17 protein-coding genes are annotated in these 21,901 nt (G+C 56.6%); 12 read left to right on the top strand and 5 right to left on the bottom strand.

Annotated features, from left to right (window positions below; genetic code table 11):
- Positions 1–16: 16 nt before the first annotated feature.
- On the bottom strand, positions 17–1,813 hold the full coding sequence (locus tag GCE01_RS03900) for a copper resistance system multicopper oxidase (RefSeq protein WP_099211152.1): 1,797 nt from the start codon (positions 1,811–1,813) through the stop codon (positions 17–19).
- An 85-nt stretch (positions 1,814–1,898) separates the two neighbouring features.
- On the bottom strand, positions 1,899–2,303 hold the full coding sequence (locus tag GCE01_RS03895; protein WP_099211045.1) for a hypothetical protein: 405 nt from the start codon (positions 2,301–2,303) through the stop codon (positions 1,899–1,901).
- Positions 2,304–2,603: 300 nt separating this feature from the next.
- On the opposite strand from GCE01_RS03895, the gene GCE01_RS03890 reads away from it, so the two are divergent.
- From GCE01_RS03890 to GCE01_RS03875, 4 genes are all read left to right on the top strand, one after another.
- On the top strand, positions 2,604–2,816 hold the full coding sequence (locus GCE01_RS03890) for a heavy-metal-associated domain-containing protein (RefSeq protein WP_086634247.1): 213 nt from the start codon (positions 2,604–2,606) through the stop codon (positions 2,814–2,816).
- A gap of 76 nt (positions 2,817–2,892) precedes the next feature.
- On the top strand, positions 2,893–5,289 hold the full coding sequence (locus GCE01_RS03885) for a TonB-dependent siderophore receptor (protein WP_099211043.1): 2,397 nt from the start codon (positions 2,893–2,895) through the stop codon (positions 5,287–5,289).
- Positions 5,276–6,991 carry an ABC transporter ATP-binding protein/permease gene (locus GCE01_RS03880; RefSeq protein ID WP_099211041.1) on the top strand — a complete coding sequence of 572 codons (1,716 nt, stop codon included), beginning with the start codon at positions 5,276–5,278 and terminating at the stop codon, positions 6,989–6,991. The genes GCE01_RS03885 and GCE01_RS03880 overlap by 14 nt, the downstream gene beginning before the upstream one ends.
- Positions 6,992–7,070: 79 nt before the next feature.
- Positions 7,071–9,440 (top strand): heavy metal translocating P-type ATPase, encoded by a 2,370-nt coding sequence (locus GCE01_RS03875; protein WP_099211039.1) that lies wholly within the window; start codon positions 7,071–7,073, stop codon positions 9,438–9,440.
- Here the strand turns inward: GCE01_RS03875 and GCE01_RS03870 are convergent.
- Together GCE01_RS03870 and cysK are read right to left on the bottom strand one after the other, a co-directional pair.
- The gene (locus GCE01_RS03870; protein WP_099211037.1) at positions 9,434–10,111 is read right to left on the bottom strand and encodes an RBBP9/YdeN family alpha/beta hydrolase; all 678 of its coding nucleotides are present in this window, start codon (positions 10,109–10,111) and stop codon (positions 9,434–9,436) included. The genes GCE01_RS03875 and GCE01_RS03870 overlap by 7 nt on opposite strands.
- Before the next feature lie 127 nt (positions 10,112–10,238).
- A complete protein-coding gene (cysK, locus tag GCE01_RS03865; RefSeq protein WP_046900204.1) occupies positions 10,239–11,234 on the bottom strand; it encodes a cysteine synthase A in 996 nt (331 codons plus the stop codon).
- Between the two features lie 307 nt (positions 11,235–11,541).
- On the opposite strand from cysK, the gene GCE01_RS03860 reads away from it, so the two are divergent.
- From GCE01_RS03860 to GCE01_RS03840, 5 genes are all read left to right on the top strand, one after another.
- Entirely contained in the window at positions 11,542–11,736 is a 195-nt protein-coding gene (locus tag GCE01_RS03860; RefSeq protein ID WP_046900203.1) for a hypothetical protein, read from the top strand.
- A 119-nt stretch (positions 11,737–11,855) separates the two neighbouring features.
- Complete coding sequence (locus tag GCE01_RS03855; protein WP_099211036.1) at positions 11,856–12,806, top strand: ABC transporter permease; 951 nt, start codon at positions 11,856–11,858, stop codon at positions 12,804–12,806.
- On the top strand, positions 12,803–13,786 hold the full coding sequence (locus tag GCE01_RS03850) for an ABC transporter permease (RefSeq protein WP_099211034.1): 984 nt from the start codon (positions 12,803–12,805) through the stop codon (positions 13,784–13,786). Before GCE01_RS03855 ends, GCE01_RS03850 begins: the two co-directional genes overlap by 4 nt.
- Positions 13,776–14,729, top strand: a complete 954-nt coding sequence (locus tag GCE01_RS03845) for an ABC transporter ATP-binding protein (RefSeq protein ID WP_099211032.1) — start codon at positions 13,776–13,778, stop codon at positions 14,727–14,729. Before GCE01_RS03850 ends, GCE01_RS03845 begins: the two co-directional genes overlap by 11 nt.
- The gene (locus GCE01_RS03840) at positions 14,726–15,655 is read left to right on the top strand and encodes an ABC transporter ATP-binding protein (RefSeq protein WP_099211030.1); all 930 of its coding nucleotides are present in this window, start codon (positions 14,726–14,728) and stop codon (positions 15,653–15,655) included. Before GCE01_RS03845 ends, GCE01_RS03840 begins: the two co-directional genes overlap by 4 nt.
- 9 nt (positions 15,656–15,664) lie before the next feature.
- Here the strand turns inward: GCE01_RS03840 and GCE01_RS03835 are convergent, their stop codons facing one another.
- The gene (locus GCE01_RS03835; RefSeq protein WP_086634204.1) at positions 15,665–16,279 is read right to left on the bottom strand and encodes a LysE family translocator; all 615 of its coding nucleotides are present in this window, start codon (positions 16,277–16,279) and stop codon (positions 15,665–15,667) included.
- A gap of 112 nt (positions 16,280–16,391) precedes the next feature.
- Between GCE01_RS03835 and GCE01_RS03830 the strand changes: the two genes are divergently transcribed.
- From GCE01_RS03830 to xdhB, 3 genes are all read left to right on the top strand, one after another.
- The gene (locus tag GCE01_RS03830) at positions 16,392–17,828 is read left to right on the top strand and encodes an aminotransferase-like domain-containing protein (RefSeq protein ID WP_099211150.1); all 1,437 of its coding nucleotides are present in this window, start codon (positions 16,392–16,394) and stop codon (positions 17,826–17,828) included.
- Positions 17,829–18,115: 287 nt separating this feature from the next.
- Positions 18,116–19,576 carry a xanthine dehydrogenase small subunit gene (xdhA, locus tag GCE01_RS03825; RefSeq protein ID WP_099211028.1) on the top strand — a complete coding sequence of 487 codons (1,461 nt, stop codon included), beginning with the start codon at positions 18,116–18,118 and terminating at the stop codon, positions 19,574–19,576.
- The gene (xdhB, locus tag GCE01_RS03820; protein WP_099211026.1) at positions 19,569–21,899 is read left to right on the top strand and encodes a xanthine dehydrogenase molybdopterin binding subunit; all 2,331 of its coding nucleotides are present in this window, start codon (positions 19,569–19,571) and stop codon (positions 21,897–21,899) included. Before xdhA ends, xdhB begins: the two co-directional genes overlap by 8 nt.
- Positions 21,900–21,901: the final 2 nt, after the last annotated feature.

Here is a 21,901-nt window from a genome sequence, read left to right as displayed (position 1 = left end):
GCTGCCCAGGCGGCTTTCATGACACCACCACGGTGCGGAACATGCCCAGATCCATGTGATAGAGCAGATGACAGTGATAGGCCCACATGCCGGGAATATCTGCCGTCACGAGATAGCTCATGCGAGATCCCGGTTGTGAAATGATGGTGTGCTTGTAAGGGCGATAATCGCCTTGTCCGTTTTCCAGTTCACTCCACAGGCCATGCAGATGGATCGGGTGTTCCATCATGGTGTCATTGATCAGTGTGAAGCGGACACGCTCTCCTTTTTTGAGGCGGATTGGTCCGGACTCTGAGAATTTTCGGCCATTAAAGCCCCAGATATAACGATCCATGTTTCCCGTCAGATGCAGGATGATCTCCCGTGATGGAGGCCTGCGGTCTGCGCCCGGTCGTGTCGCGCGAAGCTGCCCATAATTCAGGACGCGTCGACCGTTGTTTTCCAGCCCATCCCCTGGGCTGTTTGTCCGATCAATCGGCATCATCGCGACGTTCTGGTTTTCGACACTGATCGGCGGCGGCCCGGGATCGTCGATTTCCATTTTTGGCATGGACATATGCCCCATATGGCTCATGTCCATGTGAGACATATCCATTCCAGGCATGTTTTTCATGTCCGAGCCGTGGTCCATTCCGGGCATCGCCATGTGGTCCATGCTCTCTCCCGGCTTCATGTTGCCCATACCCATATCAACCATGGTGCGGACGGGGCGTGGGTCCATGGGCGGGATAAGCCCACTCATGCCGGGGCGAGGCGCCAGTGTGCCGCGGGCAAAGCCTGTTCGGTCTTCGCTTTGAGCAAAGATCGTATAGGCCCGGTCTTCCTTGGGCTGAACGATGACGTCATATGTCTCCGCCACGCCGATGCGGAATTCATCAACCGGAACTGGTTCCACGTCGTTGCCATCCGCCTGAACGACGAGCATTTCGAGACCCGGAATCCGCACGTCAAACAGCGTCATGGTGGCGCCATTGATGAAGCGCAGACGCACACGCTCGCCTGGGCGGAACAGGCCGTTCCAGTTCATGTCTGGCGCGTTGCCGTTCAATGTATAGGTGTAGATAGCACCTGAAACATCCGCGATATCGGTTGCGGCCATGTTCATCCGGGACCAGGCAAGCCGGTCCTTCAGAGCGGCCATGGCGCCCCCTGCATCACGGGCTTCTTTGGGAAAGGACGCGGCTGTTCGTTGACGGAAGACGTAATAGTCATCCTGCATTTTGAGATTGCTGACGATGTCATGCGGCATGACATCCGTCCATTCTCCCAGAAAGATGACATAATCCCGGTCGCAGGCATTCGGATCAGGACGAATGGGGTCAATGACGATGGCGCCATACAGTCCCATCGCTTCCTGCATGTTGGAATGGCTGTGATACCAGTATGTGCCGCTCTGATGCAGGCGAAAGCGATAGCTGAAAGTCTTGCCCGGTGGGATGCCCGCAAAGCTCAGGCCCGGCACGCCATCCATATTGGACGGGACGCGGATGCCGTGCCAATGGATCGACGTTGTTTCATTCAGCGCGTTTGAGACGTTCAGTGTAACGGTTTCGCCCTGTTTCCAGCGCAGGATGGGGCCAGGCACTGTTCCACCAATATTGGGGGCGTGCATGGATTTTCCATCGAGAGAAATATGCGTTCGGCTGACCTTCAGATCCCAGGCATTGGAAGGTGTTAGAGGCAGAAGGCCTGTAGACGCGCGAGTGCTCGCTTGTGCTTTGTGAGGCAGGGCGCTCAGGCAGGCTCCCGCACCGAGGCTCGTAACAAAACGCCGCCGCGTCAGGGGGCGCATGGGGTCGAATGAGTTGGACATCAGCTGAAAACCGGGAAACGGTGCAGGAAAACCGGAGCGCACGGATGTATACTCCAGCCGCAGCAAAGCTGCGGATCGGGTCGTTTCAGGAAATCAGTTGTTTGGGGGGAGGGGGCGTCGGAATCCAGTCTGTTCCAGACAGCGATGTGTGGCCTGTTTTGGCAAAGCGTCTGGCAATCGCAGGATGCGCCGACAACGAGGGTGTGTTCGCAAGCGTCAAGAGAGGCTCAGCCGACACAGAATGGATGTGGCAGCAGCCCTGTCCATGCCCCGCGTGATGATGATCATGGAGAGTGGGAGTTCCGAGGCCCGGCATACTGTGCTTGTCGCAGGCATCAGTCGTCTTGTGAGTCATGGATACGCAGTGCGTCATGGCCATGGCGTGTGCCCGTGATGCTGCATTCGCCGGAAAGGCACCAGCCATCAGTCCCACCTGCATCAGCAGGCAGGCAATGATGCCAAGCCATGTCCGGGTATGCGTTTTGAGCATCACAGATCCCTGTCTTCCACAGGCGTCTGGATGTCCTTTCGCCTGCCTCCTGCAATGACCCTATACCCAGGCAGGGAATGAATGGAAGAGAGATTTCACCCACAGAGCACACACAAAAAGCAGGGAGACAGGATTTCTCTTGGATACCCCCCATCCGTACACATTATTTAATACGTTATATTAACGATTTTAATTTCAAAACTGCCCGGAAACCGCATAGGAGAAAAACATATACCCAACAGGGGTATGAAAGAATCGCAGTATTCCAAGGATACTGAGTAAGCCAGAAGGAAAATGACCATGACGCAGACAGCACATCTCAAAGTGGAAGGAATGTCCTGCGAAGGATGTGCAAAGCGTCTGCGCGAGGCGCTGGAACACGTGAGCGGCGTCTCGTCGGTTACAGTCGTACTGGCTGGCGGACAGGTTACGGTGGTGTACGATCCCGACGTGGCAACTCCTGCGGGGCTGGCCGAAACTGTTGAAGAAACAGGGTTCGACCTGGTTTCCTAACGCGCTTCGCCTTCTCATTCAGAGAGGCGCACGGTACACAACACCCGGTTCAATCTGTGAAACCAGTCCGGGTATCATGCTGCAGCGTTATATTGTCAAATCGAAACAAATTGTGCGGCAGAGTTATTTTTTCTGGGCAGGTTTTATGACACATCACGGCATTGACGCATCCAGACGTTTCCTGAAGTTCTCGGTCTCCGGGTCTGCCCTTCTTTGCGGGACTGTCCTGATGGGCTCCGCTCCTGATGCTCAGGCTGCGGAACGCGGAGAGAAAACACGCCAGAAAATGTCTCATTGCCGCATTCAGCACAAAGATGCGGGGGGACGGCAGGTCTGCGGGAAGCCGACGGTTTCTCCGGAAACTACAGCCGCTATTGCTGAAGCACCCGTGGCCCAAAGCCCCGATCTGGCCTCGACCGTAGACGGCGGAACAGAGAACCTGCGTGTTTATGGAACGCCACGCTCCTATACCGCACCCGCCGTAGAGGCATGGGGTAAAACGCTCGTCGCATTGAAGGATATTCCGCACTCCATTTCTGTCATCACACAGCAGCGTATGGAAGATTCCAACATGCTGACGATGACGGACGCCATGCGGCAGATTAACGGTATCCGCGTTCTTCCCGGTTCTACCGCCAACAGTAATTTCTATTCACGCGGCTATCAGCTCACGACGTCCATCGATAATACACCGAACGCTGCTGGAACGCTGAACAATGCAAGCTTTGACCTGTCCATGTTTGACAGGATCGAGGTTATGCGCGGATCGGCCGGGTTGTTGCAGGGCGCTGGCGGAGCTGGCGGCGTTGTCAATCAGGTGACAAAAAAGCCCGGCAAGGATTTTGCTGCAAGCGGAAGTGCCTCGGTTGGTAGCTTTAATAATTATCGCGCCGATGTTGATCTGACCGTTCCGCTCAATCGCTCCAAAACGCTACGGTTCCGTACGGCCGACGTCTTTCAGGATAACGATTACTTCTACAAGTATGCCCATAATCGGATGTGGCAGGCTTATGGCGCTTTGGAATGGGACATTACACCGTCCACCACATTCCTTGTCTCTCATGCAGCCCAGAAGCAGAATATTGATGCACCCTATTACGGGCTCCCCGTCACGACCACGCGGACGCTCTGGTATGGCGGCCGGGATGCGAACCCCACGCCACCGTGGGGCTACAGCAATTATATGACCCAGCAGACGATCGCCTCGTTGACGCAGAAGCTCTGGGGCGACTGGAGCGTCACAGCACGTGGGACATTCTACGACCAAAGCTACAACACGCTTTATAATGAGCCGTGGACCAACATTGATACCCAGACAGGGCGCCTGACCTACAAGGACGCTGGAAACTTTCCATACCGAGGTACGAACACCTCCAGATCTGCGGACATCTATGCAACAGGCAGCTTCCGCCTTCTGCACCGGACGCATCATTTGCTGCTGGGTTTTAATTATAACGCCTACAACACACACGTTGCCTACGGAGCTGTAAATTCAGACGCGCTCTACTCTGATGTCAGCATCAACAATACGGCGGTCGTAAAGAAACCGGCTGCAGGCAGTATTACCTATAACCCGGCGGAAGGGGCTGAAGGCACAGACGACAATGCTTATCAGTGGGGGTTCTATGGTCAGCTACGCCTTGAGCTGATCCATCATCTTTCGCTGATTCTTGGCGGCCGGGTGTCACGCTTTTCCGAAAAGACGCGGGATGGCAGTCCGTCTCCGGAAAGCCCATGGAAAACCACGGCGAATATTCATGGCCAACTGACGCCTTATCTCGGCACGGTGTATCAGATCACGCCCAACCTCTCCTGGTACGCCAGTTATGCCAGCATCTTCACACCTTCTGTGGGGCGGCTGACTTTCAACGGAGAAGGTTTGACGCCGCAGCAGGGCAATCAGGTCGAAACGGGGTTTAAAGGCGAGTACTTCCACGGCCGCCTTAATATTTCGACAGCTCTGTTTCGTATGGAGAGTGTGAACCAGCCTGTTCAGGACCCGGATCACACCAGCTTTTACATCACGACCGGCCCAATCCGTCGGCAAGGCTGGGAAGCGCAGGTGGATGGCCAGATCCTGCCGGGACTGGATGTCTCCATCGGATACACATATCTGGATACCAAGGTTTCCAACCCGAAAGTTTCAGACTTCGGGGGTGTTTTCTCACCGCATCACATGTTCAAGTCCTGGGTGCATTACAATGTGCAGCAAGGTCGCCTGAAAGGACTGAACTTTGGTGTCGGGCTGGACGCCTACAGCAATCTTCGGGGCAGTTATGCCACGACAGTTCAGGGCGGTTACATGACGCTCGACAGCGTCATTGGATACCGGTTCAACAAGCATCTCAAACTTCAGTTGAACGCCTATAACCTGACAGACCGCTATTATTACGAACGTGCCAGCGGCGTCTGGCAGTTTAATTTCCCGGCCGCTCCTCGCAGTTTCATGGCAACACTTCGTGGCACATACTGAACCCCCGACACCCCCGCATTCTCTTTCTGACTGGAAGGTTCTGCTCCCCTACTGGCGGTCGGAAGATCGCTGGAAGGCGCTGGGCCTTCTGGGCAGTATTATCGGCTTGTCCTTTCTGGATGTTCAGGTCGCGGTGTGGTTTGGGAAATGGGACCAGACCTTTTTCGACACGATGTTCGCATACCGTGTTGCAGCCTGCATTGCGTTACTGCCCATTTATATTCTGATGACGTCGCTTAGCGCCGGAATGAGAGTTATCCAGCAATATATGACACAGGTGCTCTCCATGCGCTGGCGCCTGTGGAATACACGGGTTTATCTGCGCAAATACCTCTCCGATGACGCGTATTATCATCTGGAACATGGTCAGAACCGGGCTGATAACCCGGATCAGCGTATTGCCGATGATCTGGCCCAGATGACCGTCTGGACGCTCCGTCTCGGGCTGGAAGCCATTCAGGCTGTCACAACCTTTTTGTCCTTTGCAGTCGTGCTTTGGACGATCGGTGGAACACTCTCATTTGTCTGGCATGGTTGGCACATCGTCATCCCCGGATACATGTTTTTCGGAACGACGATTTCCATTCTTTTGGTCTCGTTCGTGCTTGAAAAAGCAGGTGGCCCCCTTGTCAGCGCTAATTATCGTCAGCAGCATTACGATGCTGATTTACGCGCGACCTTGCTGGATGTTCGCCGCAACGCTGAACAGATCGCGTTCTATGGTGGAGAGGCTGCGGAGCACTTCCGTTTGTCCGAATGCCTGAACCGTATTGCCAAAAACTGGCGCGGCGTCATGACCTACACGTGGCGCGCCAATACTGTGGTCGAACTCTATACGGGTGGCGTTAATATCGTTTTGTGGGCGCTGCTTGTGCCGAAGCTTCTGGCACATGCTCTGACGTTTGGTCTGTATTCGCGAATCAATTCAGCATTCATGAATGTCCGCCGAAGCCTGCAATGGTTCATCGAAAATTACACGGATCTGGCAACCCTTCGCTCCATCCTTCAGCGTCTGGGGGAATTTGAGCGTGTTGTCGTGAGCCTTCCGGCCGGTGGTATCGTGCGGACGCCGACGGATGCAGACGGGATTGAAATCAAAGCTCTGGCTCTCGATCGCTCTGATGGCTCTCGCATCGCGGATATAGGAAGCCTCCATATTCCTGCGGGAGAGCGGTGGTTCATTAGCGGGCCATCCGGGGCAGGGAAGAGCACCATGCTACGGGCCCTCGCCGGACTATGGACGCAGGGGACAGGGCATATTTCTTTTAACATGCGCGATGCCATGTTCCTGCCTCAGCGCAGTTATGTTCCGGCTGGCTCTTTGCTTCAAGCCCTTAGCTATCCAGCAACCCCGGATCGCTATGCCCGTGACGCCTGTGAAGAGGCGCTTCTGGCGGCAAATCTGGCGGTCCTTATGCCAGATCTGGAGAATGAAGCGGCCTGGGGAGACGTGTTATCTCCGGGAGAGCAGCAACGACTGGCATTTGCTCGGGTTTTTCTTGCTCGACCGTCCACGCTGTTCCTCGATGAAGCAACGTCTGCTTTGGATGAGAAGAACGAGGCTGATCTTTATGCGCGCCTCCTTGAACGCCTGCCTCACATCACCCTCATCAGTGTTGCGCATCACGCAGCCCTTAAAGCATTTCATGGCCAGGAAATGATTCTTCGCGAAAAAAGCGTAACTGTTCAGCGTCTTTTATAATACCATATGGGGGTATATTATTCCCCTTTGTTTTGGAGCCTGTGGCTTCGCGAATTCGGTCCGCTCAGGAGAGTCCCAGATGTCACAAACGGTCAGTTTTCCAGTTGGTGGAATGACCTGTGCGGCCTGCGCTGCGCGGATCGAGAAAGTTCTGAACCGCAAGGATGGTGTTCAGGCAGCCGTCAATTTTGCGTCTGAGCGTGCGCAGGTCGAACTGGAAGGCTCGGGCACCACAGTCGGGGACGTTATTGCCGCAGTGCGCAAAGCCGGCTTCTCGGTGGATGAGCAGAGTGTAGACTTCGCAATCACGGGCATGACCTGCGCTGCCTGCGCTGCGCGGATTGAAAAGGTTCTGAACCGGATGCCGTCCGTGCAGGGAAGCGTAAATTACGCTGCCGAGCGTGCGCATGTCACTTATGTTCCAGGCATTGTGACGCCTGACGATCTTGCGACCAAAATCACCAAGGCTGGGTTTGGGGCATCTCGTCTGGATGAAGGCAAGCGCGAAGATCCGAAGGCAAAGCGTGAAGCTGTGTGGCGTCGGGAGCGAAACCGCTTTTTGCTGACATTCGTACTTGCACTACCGCTTTTCATTGAGATGTTCGGCATGTTGCTGGGGCGTATGGAGACAGTCCCGCTTGCTGTTCAGTTTGTAAGTGCGACGCTGGTTCAGTTCGTCTGTGGCGCTCATCTTTATCGCCGGGCCTGGAATGCAGTTCGGGGCGGATCGGCGAACATGGATGTGCTGGTCGTTCTGGGAACGAGCATCGCGTATCTATTTAGTGCCGTCGTCGCGATCCTGCACTTGCCCCAGCCAGTTTATTTTGAAGCCAGCGGTGCAATCATCACTCTGATTTCACTCGGCAAGCTGATGGAAACGCGTGCCAAAGTGCGTACCAGTGCGGGGATTGAAAGCCTGTTGCAGCTTCAGCCGCAAACCGCACATGTCGAGCGGGACGGTGTTCTGGTTGATCGTGCGGTAGCTGATATGCACACCGGAGATATCTTTGTCGTCCGGCCCGGCGAGAGTGTCCCGGTGGATGGCGAAGTGCTGGATGGTGCGTCCGATGTGAACGAAGCCATGCTGACGGGCGAAAGCTTACCGGTTCTGAAGCAGGCCGGGAGTGAAGTTTTCGGCGGTACGATCAACGCCAACGGTATGCTCCGGGTGAAGGCAACAGGTGTTGGCTCGGATACCGCTCTGGCGCGGATTGTTCGCATGGTCGAGCAGGCGCAGGGATCGAAAGCAAATGTCCAGAGACTGGCAGACCGTGTTTCCGGTATCTTTGTTCCCGCCGTTGTCGCATTCGCTGTCGCGACTTTCCTGATCGGATGGCTGGTGACGGGTTCCATGACATGGAGCCTGATTTCAGCGGTTTCTGTGCTCGTCATTGCCTGTCCCTGCTCGCTTGGTCTGGCTACACCGACGGCCATCATGGTCGGGACAGGGCGAGGGGCCCAGAATGGTATTCTGTTCCGGAATGCAGATGCGCTGGAGCAAGCCGAGAAACTTACGACAATCATTCTCGATAAGACTGGAACCCTGACGCAAGGTCGTCCGACTGTCACCCGTTTGCATCCTGCTGACGGGGTTTCGGCCGACCGTCTGCTGGCCGTAGCCACCTCTCTGGAGCAGAATTCCGAGCATCCTCTGGCTCGGGCTATCGTGGACTATGCCTCAACTCACCATGCGACGATTTTGAGTGTGGATGGGTTCAAGGCCATCCCAGGTCTGGGCGTTGAGGCACAGATTGACGGAGAGGCAGCCTTGCTCGGATCTCCGCGCTATCTCACGCAGGCCGGCTACAGCCTGGATGCTCTTCCGGTGGCGGCGCTCGAAAATGAAGGGCAGACCGTAATTGCGGTCGCCACGGGAGGACACCTGCTTGGCATCGTCGCGTTGGGGGATGGTCTTCGCCCGGATGCCATTTCAACGGTCACCGCACTGAAGGCGCGTGGAATCAAGGTTGTCATGCTGACGGGCGATAATGAGCGTGCCGCAGCTGTTGTTGCGCGGCAGGTTGGCGTGGATGATTACCTCGCTGGCGTTTTACCGCAGCACAAGGCTGAAAGCGTGGCGAAATATCGCGCTGAAGGTGCCGTTGTGGGGATGGTCGGGGATGGCATCAATGATGCACCGGCCCTGGCCGCAGCGGACGTGGGCTTTGCCGTCGGGGCCGGTTCTGCCGTTGCGTTGGATACGGCAGATGTCGTGCTTATGAAGAGTGAATTGGCGGCTGTTCTTGATGCCATTTCCCTATCCAGGGCTACGCTTTCGAAGATCCGGCAGAATTTGTTCTTTGCATTTATCTACAACGTTCTGGGTCTGCCACTGGCCGCACTGGGCATGCTGAACCCGATTGTCGCGGGTGCAGCCATGGCCATGAGTTCAGTCTCGGTCGTTAGTAATTCCCTGCTTCTGAACCGCTGGAAACCACACTCTCACTGAGCCGGCGTCGTGAGGCGGCGCTGAACAAAGGAGATAAGCGTTCTGGCGCCATGGCTCCAGAGCCCCAGAAAATCATTACTCCCCACATGTCCTGTCAGACCGGCATCCGTAAATTCGGCTTGCCACCGTTGTGCCAGTAGCCGGGCACGATCGTTGGAAAGCCACTGATCGTTCCGGCTGGCCATCATGGCGACGGGAACCGGAGAGGGAGCCTCTGAGAGTGGAGCAAACGCGTTGATGCGAGATGCTTCCGGGTGCGTCGTATGTTCAATATCCGCTGGCGCAACGAGGAACGCACCAGCGACATTGGATGACTCATGCTGTGTGAGCCACCGCATGGTCAGGACCGCACCAAGGCTATGGGCGATCAGAAGGACAGGTTTTTCAGCCTGCTGAATGGCCTGCGTCAGTGCAGCGTCCCACTCTTCCGGTGTTGGATTTTCCCAGTCTGCCTGATGCAGGCGAGGCAGGCCAAAGGCAGTTTCCCATCGGGTCTGCCAGTGGTGCTGTCCGGAACCGAAAAGTCCTGGCACGAGCAAAGGCGTGAACTGTGTTTTGATGTGATGGAATTCGGCGGCAAGAACCGTCTCTTCAGACGAGTGCTGAAAGGAAAGCGCTCGAGCACTCGCTGCTAGGTCCAGAGCAGTTGCGCGGCCAGAGAAAAGGTTCATGCCCAAAGCCTCCAGAAACCTGACCGGGAGACAATTCCCGATCAGGATTTGTGATCTGGATTAATAACGAACATAAATCAGAGTTCAATAAAATAACTATATTATAAAGTTATTTTATTGAACATTCTTAGGCCAGCCCGTCGAAAAGCTGTGTGGAGAGATAACGCTCCGCAAAAGACGGGGCGATAACAACAATCGTCTTGCCGCGATTGGCGGTTTTCTTGGCCAAAGTCATGCCAGCATAGAGTGCGGCGCCAGAGGAAATTCCGATGGGAATGCCTTCGACGGCGGCACAAAGACGCGCTGTTGTAAGCGATTCCTGCTCTGAAACCTCAATCACGCTATCCAGTGCCCGCAGATCCAGCGTATCCGGCTGGAATCCGGGGCCAATACCCTGAATACCGTGGGGGCCAGGTTCATCACCATGTAGAACGGCGCTTTCCCGTGGTTCTACACCAAAGACCTTGATCGCCTTGTTGTGTTTCTTGAGGCCGTGCGCAATTCCGGAAGCCGTGCCGCCAGTGCCCAGGCCGGCTACAACCATATCCACTTGCCCGGCAGTGTCGTTCCAGATTTCCAACGCGGTTGTCTGCTCATGAACTGCCGGATTGGCGTCGTTTTCAAACTGACTTGGCATCCACGCGTCAGGCAGCGTTTCCATCAGTTCTTCTGCCCGACGGATGGCACCGGCCATTCCATCATTTGCAGGTGTCAGCTCGGTTGTCGCACCCATGAGACGCAGCATCTTGCGCCGCTCAATGGAGGCACTTTCCGGCATGGTGACGATCAGGCGATAGCCTAGCGCAACAGCCGCAAATGCAAGCGAAATGCCTGTATTGCCGGATGTCGGCTCAATGAGGGCTGTCCGTCCTGGCGTGATCAGCCCGCGGGCCTCGGCATCGCGGAGCATGGCAACGCCAATACGGTCCTTGACGGAGCCTAGCGGGTTGAAGAACTCGAGCTTCAGCAGGAGGCGCCCCTGCAGCTTTTCCTGTTCCGTCAGGCGGGGCAGTGCAACGAGCGGCGTGCCCCCCACTGTCTCCAGGAATGAGTTGTAAACCTTACCGCGCGGAGCGGCATAACCTTCGAAGGGAGCGGGGGAAGACAAGGCCTTTTTGTTCATATCGTTTCTGTATCACAGGACGTGGAAAAGGGCAGGACGGAATTTGATCTTAAAAAACTAAATATAAAAGTAATATAATATATAATTTTACGAATCACTTATTGTTTATCGTAATATATTGACGATCTGACGTTTCATCCGTTATGAGAGCATGAACTGATCCACCGGAAGGGCATCCTGATGATGTGTCGAATGTGCTGCTGGCAACCCCCGTGTTGCCGACTTTCCGCGAGCCGGAATTCTTTCTCTTCTCATTCGTAATTTCCCGACAGCACATAGATGTCGGGCGCTTTTAAGGTTCGACGTCATGCTTGGTTCCACAGTTATCGAAATCAATGGTATTTTTCTCGGCGTTGCCATTCTGGTCAGCGCAACGGGTGCGCGCCGCTTCTATGCCGCCCATGACAGCGTTCGCGGGCTGCATAACCAGACCCTGACAGATTTGTCCGCCCTGCGCCGCCTGGTCTCACAGCATGCACGGTCCGTTCTGAGGCCGATCTGAAATAAACGATTTACGTTTCTTCCTTTACACCTCTTCTCTTCCCCTGTCGGTCCGCTAGAACGGTAGGCTGAACAGATCGGCAGATGGGAGTGTGTGTGGGAGGAGACGGTTTTCTGCGAATGATCCGCGCGCTTTCCGTCAAGAAAGGCGTTGCTCTTGCGGTCGCGGCGTTGGGGTTCGTCATTCTGGCGAGCTTATGTGCTCCGCTCTACGCCCAAATGGTGGGAGTGGACCCGTTTTCTTCCAACATTGCTGGGACCACCACACGTCACGGCCAGTCACTGGACCTGATGCAGCCGAATGATAATCCTCTGCATCTGGGTTTGACGCCTCTGGGGCCGGACTGGTCACCGGGCGCCTATATGCTGGGTTCTGATTCCCAGGGACGGGATGTTGCGTCTCGCCTGTTGTATGGCGGTCGAAGCTCTCTATTGATCGCGGCATCGGCCGCAGTGCTGTGTCTGTGCCTCTCGGGAAGTATCGGTATTTGTGCCGGATATTTCGGGGGCTGGGTGGATGTCGTCCTGTCCCGGTTACTCGATATCCTGTGGGCTATCCCGGTTTACCTGTTTGCCATTTCACTGTCGGTTGTAACGGTAGGGCACGGTCTTCATCTGGGGTTTATAACGCTTGCTGCCGATAGCTTTCTGATTCCCATAGGCATTATTGCGCTGGTTTATGTGCCGTATGCCGCCCGCCCATTGCGAGCCCGTGTCCTGAGTCTGTCACGAGCAGAATTCGTCATGGCTGCCCGGGGGATGGGAGCCTCGGATTTTCGTATTCTCCGACGTGAAATTCTGCCCAGTCTTGCGCCTTCGATGGTCGTTCTCGGGCCTCTCGTCATGGCTCTTTGCCTTCTGGCGGAATCGGCGTTGTCCTTTCTGTCTCTTGGTGTGCAAGCCCCCGCAGCGTCATGGGGAACGCTCATTCAGGATGGAGAAGGCCTTCTCTATACGAGGCCAATTGTCGCCATAGCGCCGGGCATAGCGATTGTCGTGACAGTGCTGGCCCTGAATGTTCTGGGGAATGCCCTTCGAGATCATCTGGATCCGAAGGGAACTGGTCGATGATACGCAGTTTCCTGTCGCGCACCGGACAGATGGCGCTGGTGATTTTCGGTATTTCTGTTCTGGTATTCTGCATTTTCTTCGCCACTCCCGGAGCAGACCCGACTGCACGTATCGCAGGGAGAGGCGCTAGCCCGCAGGTCATGGCGCGGATCCGCGCCGAATATGGGTTCGACCGCCCGTTGCCTGTTCAGTACGTGCGCATGATGGAGAAATTGTTCGTCACCAGAGATCTCACGTCTTTCGTTAATCATGGTCAGAAAGTCGTGCCCGAAGTGGTGTCTGCGGCGCCGGTAACGCTGTCCCTCGTTGTATGGGCTGCCTTCTTCTGGGTTGTGGGATCTCTGGTGATTGGTGTTGCGTCCGCGGTGCTGAGGGATAGCTGGGTGGACCGGCTCCTGATGGTGCTGGGTCTGATCGGGCTGTCCATGCCGGTTTTCTGGCTCGGGGAGGTGATCAATCTGTTCACCCAGAGTCGCTGGCACGATACGTGGCTGTTTCGATGGGTGCCTCCGCTGGGATATGTGCCGCTCTCTCAAAGTCCGATCGGCTGGGCAAAATCCCTGCTTCTTCCATCGCTGACGCTCTCGGTCTCCTTCATGGGACTATATGCCCGCATCCTGCGATCCGAACTTCTGAGTGCGATGGGAGAAGACTCTATCCGCACGGCAAGAGCGAAAGGCGCAGGGCCGGCACGTGTGTGGCTCTGGCATGGATTGCGACTGTCATGGTTAAGCTATGTCTCGCTCTTCGGTCTGGATTTTGCCCAGTTGCTAGGCGGCGGAGCGTTGCTGACAGAGGTCGTGTTTGCTTTGCCGGGCGTGGGACGTCTGACCTATCAGGCTCTGGCCACCCTGGATCTGCCTCTGATCATGGCGACGGTCATGTATGCAGCCGTGTTCGTTGTCATCGCGAATGCTCTGGTGGATGGACTGTATGCGCTCCTCGATCCGCGTATCAGGGATGGTCAGCATGGACGCTGAACAGTTGCTCGATATTCAGGGCCTGAAGCTGAACCTGCCCGATGGTACGCGGCTCCTTGAAGGTGTTTCATTACGTCTGAATGCTGGCGAGGCTTTGGGGGTCGTGGGGGAATCCGGGTCGGGCAAGAGCCTCACGGCCATGAGCGTCATGGGGCTTCTTCCCGGTTTGAAAGCATCAGGGAGCATCCTCTTTTCTGGACAGGAACTGGTCAACCTCCCGGATAAGGTTATGCGTAAACTTCGGGGCGCGCGGATTGCGATGATCTTTCAGGACCCGATGACGGCTTTTTTGCCAGTAAGGTCTATCGGGGCGCAGATTGACGAGCAGATCCGTTTGCATCATCGCGTCAGCAGACGTGAGGCCCGTGCACGGACGGTGCAGCTGCTGGAACGGATGGGTGTGCCCGATCCGGCCATGGCCGCAAAGCGTTACCCTCATCAATTGTCAGGCGGTCTGCGCCAGCGTGCTATGATTGCGATGGCACTCTCCTGCACACCGGCCCTGCTGATTGCCGATGAGCCCACGACAGCGCTTGACGTTACCGTGCAGGCTCAGATCCTGACATTGCTGCGCGAAATCCGGGAAGAAGGCGCCGGGGTCATGCTGATTACGCACGATATGGGTGTTGTCGCGCAGGCCTGCACGCACGTGGCAGTTATGTATTCGGGACTGGTGGTTGAAAATGGCCCGGTTCGGGATGTTCTGGATCGTCCCTTGCATCCCTACACTCAGGCGTTGCTAGCGGCCATTCCACCCCTGGACGGTCCCAGACCCGAACGGCTTCCAACTATTTCAGGTCAGCCGCCGACACCTGATAATCGTCCAACTGGGTGTGTGTTTGCTCCCAGATGCAGCTTCGTTCGGTCAGAATGTGCCGTGCGTCCGCCGCTGACTGAAATCGAGGAGGGACGACGCGTGGCGTGTGTCCTGTATGCGGCATGAGTGTTCTGCTTGAAGCGCGCAATCTGGAGAAATCTTACCGTCTTGGCCGGGGACGTGTGCTGCATGCTGTCTCGGGTGTTTCCCTGCAGGTGCGGAAAGGAGAAGCTCTGGCGCTCGTCGGGGAATCCGGATGCGGAAAGTCGACCCTGGGACGTACTCTGATTGGTCTGACACAGCCGACATCTGGCAAGGTTCTGTTCGACGGGCAGGAAATTTCCGGGCTGTCCGATCGCGCAATGCGCCCCTGGCGCGCGCGAATGCAGATGGTCTTTCAGGATTCTTCTGCTGCCTTCAATCCACGTCGAACGGTGGGGGAGTCTCTGGCCGAGCCCCTTCGCATTCATCGTCGGCATGGGGTTAGGGAGCGCGTTGCGGAACTGCTTGATCAGGTGGGTCTTTCACAGTCAGTCGCCGGGCGTTTCCCGCATGAGTTCTCCGGGGGGCAGAGACAGAGGTTGAACATTGCCCGCGCTTTGGCGTTAGGGCCGGAGCTTCTTGTCGCAGACGAGCCCGTTTCCGCACTGGATGTTTCTGTTCAGGCTCAGATCGTCAATCTGTTTGGGGATCTGCGGGCTTCTCTCGGCGTGGCATGCATCTTTATCTCTCATGATCTGTCCGTTGTCCGGCAAATGGCAGATCGGATTGCTGTCATGTATCTGGGCAGTATTGTGGAAGAGGGAAACGGCCTGAATGTGCTGGACCGGCCGGCACACCCCTATACCAAAGCATTGCTGGATGCGGTTCCGCGCCCGGATCGGGCCTTGCCGCCGCCTTTGCAAGGCGACGTGCCTAGCCCGGTCAATCCGCCATCAGGGTGTCGTTTTCATACCCGCTGCCCGATTGCCCAGCCGCGTTGTGCAACAGAACGTCCTGTACTTCAGCCGTCCGGTGAGGGACGGCAGGTCGCCTGCCATTACCCTCTTTGACGTTGAAACTCAGCGAGAGGCCGTTTCGAAAGCCAGTGGGTAAAGGGAAGCGACCAGTAACAGAGCCATCGCATAGTTGAAGCTCCGTAACAGAAGCGGCCGATGAAGCCACCGTCTCATGCCTGCGCCAAAGCCAGCCCAGAGCGCGACGGAAGGGCAATTCACCAACCCACAGATGACGCCGGCGATGGCAAGGTTGAAGAAGAACCCTTCCTTCGGAACATAGGCCGCAACAATACCGACGGCCATGACCCAGGCTTTCGGGTTGACCCACTGGAAACCAGCAGCCTGCAGGAAGCTGATGGGTTTTCCTTTCCCATTGGCTTCGGGCGTTGCTGAGGATGTGGCAATTTTCCAAGCCAGCCAGAGCAGATAAGCCGCGCTGGCATATTTCAGGCCAACGTAAAACCAGGGTGCATGCTCGAACAGGCTTCCCAAACCAAGGCCGAGAATGACCACCATCAGGACAAACCCCAACGCAACCCCAAGCATGTGTGGGATCGTTCGGCGGAAACCGTGTGTCAGCCCGGAAGACGCCAGCATCATATTGTTGGGACCGGGCGTAACGGATGCGACAAACGTGAAAAGAACGAGAGGCGCAAAAGCCTGCCAGTAAGTCGGCATGACGGAATTTCCTGTTGCAGACGGGATTATCCTGATCACTATGACAAGGATTACCGGAACAGTACCGGTACAGTTGAACAGGATTCTTTCAGACTGTTCCGGAGGTTTGACCATGACAGTAATGCCAGCTCAGCATGGGACATTTCCCCTCTGGAAGCCCGTCCGTGGTGGTGACACAACGCTCGTTGAGCAACTCGAAACTGAATTCGCCGAGCGTATAGAGACACACAGGCTCAGGCCCGGCAGCCGCCTGCCGTCAGTTCGCAAAATGGCCGAAAGCGCAGGGCTCAGTCGCTATACGGTGATGGAAGCGTATGAGCGTCTTCTGGCGCGCGGGCTAGTTTTGTCACGGCCGGGCGCGGGATATTTCGTGCGCTCACCCGTCGAGCCGCCAGTCTTTGCGGAAGCCATAACGCAGGCGCCCCCGGAGCAGTCAAAGCTCGATGTGACATGGCTTTTGCGCGAAATGTTCGGCACCGGGCAGTCTAATCGTCTGACTGCGGCATCTGGTGTTCTTCCACCTCACTGGCTGGATGCGGATCTGATCGCCAGCGCCATTCGGGCTGCCGCACGGGAAGATTCTGCGGGGTTACTGCAGTACGGCCATCCGCAGGGGAGCCCGCAGTTACGCCGACATATTGCGGCCATGCTGGGCGGCCAAGGCATCGCTGCGCATCCGGATCATCATCTGCTGATGACGGCGGGTGTCACGCATGGAATTGATCTTGTGCTGAGATTGATGGTCCAGCGGGGAGATACGGTGCTGGTTGAGGAGCCGGGCTGGCCTCTGATTTTTGGTCGTTTGGCGGCTTACGAGGCGAGAATCATCAGTGTGCCGCGGGGACGGGAAGGGCCGGATCTGGAGGTTCTGGAGCGTCTGGCTGCGGAGCATAAACCGAAGCTTTTCCTGATTAACAGCGTTGTTCACAACCCCACGGGATATACTCTCGGAGCCGCAGCGGCGCATGATATCCTGCGTTTGGCCGAGAAATATGACTTCATGGTTCTGGAAGACGATACCTACGCGGATTTCCATGATGGAACTGCTATTCGTCTTGCATCCATGGACCGCCTGCAACGGGTTATTCTCGTCACAGGCTATGCCAAGACGATGGCGGCCGGTCTAAGGGTAGGTGTGCTGGCGGCCCGTCCGGATATTGTGGCGCGGTTGACGGACCTAAAACTTCTGGCTGGTTTATGTACGCCGCAACTGGGAGAAAACGTCATGGCGCGTCTTCTGAAAGATGGACACTACGGTCGGCATCTTTCCCGGCTCCGGCAGAGGGTCAATCAGGCGCGCCAGAAATGTGCGGATGCGCTCATCGGATGTGGTCTTACGCTGCCGTATCTTCCGCCTGCGGGTATTTTCGTCTGGGCGGATTGTGGGCAGGATTCTGAGGCCGTTGCGCGGGCGGCATCTGCAAAAGGGATGCTTCTGGCGCCTGGAACATTATTTTCTCCAACGCAGGCACCGTCGAGCATGTTGAGGTTTACCGTCAGTGCTGTGGAGCAGCCCGAACTCTGGTCTGTTCTGAAAGGTCTTCTCTGAGGCGGCGCGCTGCAACAGCCATAATGGCTTGCTTAAAGCTGCTGCATAGCGAAGTGAAAAGTGAGCTCGGTCTTGTGTGTCAGTAGGCGTTATTTGTGCTCTCGAAAAAGCAACGCGTTATGCGTATCTTGGATATGGACGGCAACACCCTCTTCAGTGCAGGACTCTGCTAGTCTCCCATTTTCATATTCGGGGTTTCCCCATCTTCACCAGGGTCGAACTTTGACAGTCCAGCCAGCCTTCTTCCGTTTTGCTTTGCGCGTGTTGCCTCATGGAGGGCAAGGATCATGAGACAGGCTGTACAATTCTATCTGGGCGATGAGCACTGCACTCTGAGTGGCCTGAACCCGACCCTGACTCTTCTGGACTGGCTACGAGATCGTGGCAAAACCGGAACGAAAGAGGGCTGTAACGAAGGCGACTGTGGCGCCTGCACCGTGCTGGTCGTACGATTGGATCAGGATCGGCTCGTTTGGCGCGCTGTGAATGCATGTATTCAGTTTGTCAGCATGCTGGATGGTGCGCAGGTTTATACGATTGAGGACCTCGGTACGCCTGATGCACCGCATCCCGTGCAGGCTGCTATGGTGGAACAGCACGGTTCGCAGTGCGGTTTCTGTACGCCAGGTTTTGTCATGTCCATGGCCGCGTATCGCAAGACGCCTGGTGCAACTGTTGATGATGCCCAGATTGACGATGCTCTGGCTGGAAATCTTTGTCGCTGCACCGGGTATGCGCCGATCGTGCGCGCCATGAAACAGTCCATGTCGGCCGGCCCTGACCGTTTCGATGCGCAAGTTGCGACGATTACGGAGCGTCTCACAACCCTGAATGACGGTGAAACCGTTCAGGTGTCTGGCGCAGAAGGCACCCTTACAATTCCGGCGACTGTAGATGTTCTGGCCGACACATTGGTGCAGCATCCCGAGGCCACGATTGTCGCCGGGGCAACGGATGTGGGTCTGTGGGTGACCAAAGGCATGAAGCAACTGCGGCATGTCGTCTCGATCGGCCGTGTCCCTGAGTTACGGAAGATTGAGCGCACTGATGAAGGCCTGACGATCAGTGCTGCCGTGACTTATCAGGAAGCCAAGCCGTTTATCGCAGACCTCCTTCCCGATGCAGCAGAGATGATCCGTCGTCTGGGTTCAACGCAGGTGCGGAACAGCGCAACAGTCTGTGGAAATATCGCCAATGGTTCGCCAATTGGTGACGGGCCGCCGATGTTTATTGCCGCTGGTGCGACCCTGCATTTGCGACTGGGCAATGAACGTCGCTCCATGCCTCTGGAAGCCTATTTCATTGCTTATGGAAAGCAGGATCGGCGGCCCGGGGAGTTTGTGGAGGCCGTTACCCTTCCGGTTCCTGAAAAGGACGTTCAGTTCCGCGCTTACAAGATTTCCAAACGGTTCGATCAGGATATCTCAGCGGTTCTGGGGGCTTTTTTCATGCGCCGGAATGCAGACGGAATCATTACGTCCGTCCGATTGGCCTATGGTGGGATGGCAGCAACGCCGAAGCGCGCAGCGAATGCTGAAGCAGCGCTGCTTGGCCGCCGGTGGGATGAAGCGACGCTGGATGCCGCAAGAGCCGCGATTGCACAGGACTTCACGCCTTTGACGGATATGCGCGCCACAGACTGGTATCGCCGGACAGTCGCCGCGAATCTGCTGACGCGCTTCTTTGAGGAAACAACGGGCGGCCCACAGGCGCGTCTGGCCCGTACGGGAGGGCTGGCCCATGTCTGAAGCTCGCAAGATGCCGATGGTTCAGGGCGCGGCTTCCACCAGCATGAAGCATGAAAGTGCGATCCTGCATGTGACAGGGCGTGCGAACTACATCGACGATATGCCGGAGCCGAAAGGCATGTTGCATGTCGTTCCGGGGCTGAGCACCAAGGCTCATGCGCGGATCGTGTCCATGGATCTGAGCGCGGTGCGGTCTGCGCCCGGTGTGGTGCGGGTTCTGACGGCAGAGGATGTTCCGGGCGAGAACGAGATCAGCCCGGTTCATGCGCATGATGAGCCCCTATTGGCCACGGATCATGTCTATTACTGGGGCCAGCCGATGTTTGCCGTAGTGGCGACGTCCCGGCAGGCTGCCCGTCAGGCCGTGCGGCTTGCGAAGATCGAGTATGAAGAAAAGCCCGCTATCCTGAACGTTGCTCAGGCGCGTGAAGCTGGCGGCGATCTGGTTTGGCGTCCACTGGTCATGAAGCGCGGTGATGTGGATGCCGGACTGGCTGCCGCGCCGCGCCGTCTGTCCGGCAATATCACGATGGGCGGGCAGGAGCATTTCTACCTCGAAGGGCAGGCCGCTCTGGCTCAGCCAGGTGAGGCTGGGGAAATGCGCGTCTGGTCTTCCACGCAGCATCCGTCTGAAACGCAGCATCTGGTGGCATGTGTTCTGGGCCGGCCGCATCATCTGGTCACGACTGAAGTGCGCCGGATGGGCGGGGGCTTTGGGGGCAAGGAAACGCAGGCCAATGCTGCGGCCTGTTTGGCGGCCATTGCGGCTGATCTGACCGGCCAGGCTGCCAAGATGCGTCTGGATCGTGACGACGATATGATGATGACCGGCAAGCGGCATGATTTCGTTGTGGATTATGATGTCGGCTTTACGGATGACGGGGACATTCTGGCAGTCGATATGGTTCTGGCCGCTCGCTGTGGCTGGTCCGCCGATCTGTCCGGCCCTGTTGTGGATCGTGCGCTGTTTCATGCGGACAACGCGTATTTTTATCCGGATGTACGGTTCCGTTCCGAACCACTGCGCACCAACACGCAGTCCAACACGGCTTATCGAGGGTTTGGTGGCCCGCAGGGTATTGTCGCGGCAGAACGCGTGATCGAGGAAGTCGCATTTGCGACGGGGCTTGATCCTGTGACGGTGCGGCTGCGCAATTTCTACGGAACGACAGATCGGAACATCACGCCGTATCACATGACGGTGGAAGACTCGATCAGTCGGGAAATCGTCACGGAACTGGTACGGCGCTGCGATTATGCAAAGCGCAAGGAAGAGATCCGCGCTTTCAATAAAACCAGCCGTTACATCAAGCGCGGGATTGCCCTGACGCCGGTAAAATTCGGCATTTCCTTCACGGCGACACATTACAATCAGGCTGGTGCGCTGGTTCATGTCTATACGGATGGTTCCGTGCAGGTGAACCATGGCGGGACCGAAATGGGGCAGGGTCTGCACACGAAAATGGTGCAGATTGCCATGCGTGAGTTTGGTCTGACGTCCGACCGGGTCCGCATCACAGCCACTACAACCGGCAAGGTCCCCAACACGTCTGCAACGGCGGCGTCTTCCGGGGCAGATTTGAACGGCATGGCAGTCCTGGATGCCATCACCAAGATCAAGCGCCGCATGATCGCGTTTGCTGCCGAAAAGTGGAATGTCGCAGAAGAAGACGTGCAGTTCCTGCCAGATGGCGTGCATGTCGGGTCAGACGTCATGACCTTCCAGCAACTGGCATGGCAGGTCTATTTCGCCCGTATCTCCCTGTCTTCCAACGGGTTCTACAAGACGCCCAAGATCTCCTGGGATCCGGCAACGGGGCGGGGACGTCCATTTTTTTACTTCGCCTATGGTGCGGCGTGTGCGGAAGTGTCCGTTGATCTGCTGACGGGTGAGAACACCATGGACCGCGTGGATATTCTCCATGACGCCGGGCAATCTCTGAATCCAGAAATTGATGTCGGGCAGATCGAAGGTGGTTTCGTGCAGGGCGCGGGTTGGCTGACGATGGAAGAGCTGGTCTGGGATACTGCGGGTCGTCTACGGACCCATGCGCCCAGCACTTACAAGATCCCGGCCTGTTCCGATCGGCCACGGATTTTCAATGTGGAACTGCTGGAAAATGCCCCGAACCAGGAAGAGACGATTTTCCGGTCCAAGGCCGTTGGGGAGCCTCCTTTTGTGCATGGCGTGGCAGTTCTTCAGGCCATTTCGGACGCTCTCGCCAGCCTGAATGATTACAAGACCTGCCCGAAGCTTGATGCCCCCGCCACACCGGAACGGGTTCTGCGGACTGCCATGAGCCTGCGTGGCGAGATCGACTGATC

The sequence above is a fragment of the Gluconobacter cerinus genome (genome assembly GCF_002723935.1).
Classification (GTDB): Bacteria; Pseudomonadota; Alphaproteobacteria; order Acetobacterales; family Acetobacteraceae; genus Gluconobacter; species Gluconobacter cerinus.
Note: the sequence above shows the minus strand (reverse complement) of the source record. Positions and strands in the feature narration are given on the sequence as shown.

Bases quoted from the DNA above. Each gene is read 5' to 3' on its own strand.
- xdhA (WP_099211028.1), top strand. From the start codon at position 18,116: ATGAGACAGGCTGTACAATTCTATCTGGGCGATGAGCACTGCACTCTG.
- GCE01_RS03860 (WP_046900203.1), top strand. From the start codon at position 11,542: ATGCTTGGTTCCACAGTTATCGAAATCAATGGTATTTTTCTCGGCGTT.
- GCE01_RS03870 (WP_099211037.1), bottom strand. From the start codon at position 10,111: ATGAACCTTTTCTCTGGCCGCGCAACTGCTCTGGACCTAGCAGCGAGT.
- xdhB (WP_099211026.1), top strand. From the start codon at position 19,569: ATGTCTGAAGCTCGCAAGATGCCGATGGTTCAGGGCGCGGCTTCCACC.
- GCE01_RS03895 (WP_099211045.1), bottom strand. From the start codon at position 2,303: ATGCTCAAAACGCATACCCGGACATGGCTTGGCATCATTGCCTGCCTG.
- GCE01_RS03885 (WP_099211043.1), top strand. From the start codon at position 2,893: ATGCTGCAGCGTTATATTGTCAAATCGAAACAAATTGTGCGGCAGAGT.
- GCE01_RS03890 (WP_086634247.1), top strand. From the start codon at position 2,604: ATGACGCAGACAGCACATCTCAAAGTGGAAGGAATGTCCTGCGAAGGA.
- GCE01_RS03855 (WP_099211036.1), top strand. From the start codon at position 11,856: ATGATCCGCGCGCTTTCCGTCAAGAAAGGCGTTGCTCTTGCGGTCGCG.
- GCE01_RS03840 (WP_099211030.1), top strand. From the start codon at position 14,726: ATGAGTGTTCTGCTTGAAGCGCGCAATCTGGAGAAATCTTACCGTCTT.
- GCE01_RS03875 (WP_099211039.1), top strand. From the start codon at position 7,071: ATGTCACAAACGGTCAGTTTTCCAGTTGGTGGAATGACCTGTGCGGCC.
- GCE01_RS03900 (WP_099211152.1), bottom strand. From the start codon at position 1,813: ATGTCCAACTCATTCGACCCCATGCGCCCCCTGACGCGGCGGCGTTTT.
- GCE01_RS03830 (WP_099211150.1), top strand. From the start codon at position 16,392: ATGACAGTAATGCCAGCTCAGCATGGGACATTTCCCCTCTGGAAGCCC.
- GCE01_RS03835 (WP_086634204.1), bottom strand. From the start codon at position 16,279: ATGCCGACTTACTGGCAGGCTTTTGCGCCTCTCGTTCTTTTCACGTTT.
- cysK (WP_046900204.1), bottom strand. From the start codon at position 11,234: ATGAACAAAAAGGCCTTGTCTTCCCCCGCTCCCTTCGAAGGTTATGCC.
- GCE01_RS03850 (WP_099211034.1), top strand. From the start codon at position 12,803: ATGATACGCAGTTTCCTGTCGCGCACCGGACAGATGGCGCTGGTGATT.
- GCE01_RS03845 (WP_099211032.1), top strand. From the start codon at position 13,776: ATGGACGCTGAACAGTTGCTCGATATTCAGGGCCTGAAGCTGAACCTG.